The following is a 916-nucleotide window of genomic DNA, read 5'->3' as shown; positions in this document are numbered from 1 at the left end:
TGTGGTAGTGCGCGGCCGGCGCGATCGGGATGGCCTGCGTGGCGGGATCGATGCCGGCGGCGATGCAGCTCGCATGCACGGTCGGGAATTTGTCGGCGAAGCGCGCGCCCAGCGCCTGCCGCGCGTCGAGGAACGTGCCGCGGCCGGCCGCGATCTCGGCGAACACGCCGCGGGCCACGATGTCGCGCGGCGCGAGCTCGGCGAGCGGATGACGCGCCAGCATGAAACGCTCGCCATGGCCATTGATCAGCGTCGCGCCTTCGCCGCGCAGCGCCTCCGTCGCCAGCGGTGCCGGATCGCGGCCGACCATGATGGCGGTGGGGTGGAATTGCACGAATTCAGGATCGGCGATCACGGCGCCGGCGCGCGCGGCGATCGCAAGGCCAGATCCGCTCGCTTCAAACGGATTGGTGGTGACGGCATAGAGATGGCCGAGGCCGCCGGTCGCGAGCACCACCGCGCGTGAGGCGAGCAGGACCGGCGGGGCAGCAGGATTGCCGGCCGCGCGCAACTGAAGGCCGGTAACAGCGCCGTCTTCCGTCAACAATGTTTCGGCGACGAACCCCTCGATCAGCCGGATCGAAGGCGTCCGGCGTACGGCCTCGCCCAGCGCCGCGATGATCGCTGCGCCCGCGCCGTCGCCGCGGACATGCACGATGCGGCGCGCCGAATGCGCAGCTTCCCGCCCAACCGCGAGCCTGCCTTCGAGATCACGATCGAACGGCACGCCATAGGCGAGCAGGTCATGGATGCGCGGCGCAGCCTCGCGGGCGATCCCAAGCGCGACTGCTTCGTCGACAAGACCGCCGCCGACGGCAATCGTATCCGCGGCATGGGCTTCCGGCGTATCGCCCTCGGCCACCGCTGCGGCGATGCCGCCTTGCGCCCATGCGGACGATGCGCCCTGTCCGAGCGG

The 916-nt window shown here is 71.1% G+C and carries 1 protein-coding gene; it reads right to left on the bottom strand.

Translation table 11 applies throughout. The features are described 5' to 3' along the window. Positions 1-916, bottom strand: a 916-nt coding sequence (locus AC1D00_RS43045) for an FAD-binding protein (protein WP_477014912.1), incomplete at both ends; no start/stop codon positions are given.

The organism is Bradyrhizobium sp. P2_E8, from assembly GCF_056403875.1.
This window is presented reverse-complemented; position numbering and strand designations above follow the sequence as displayed.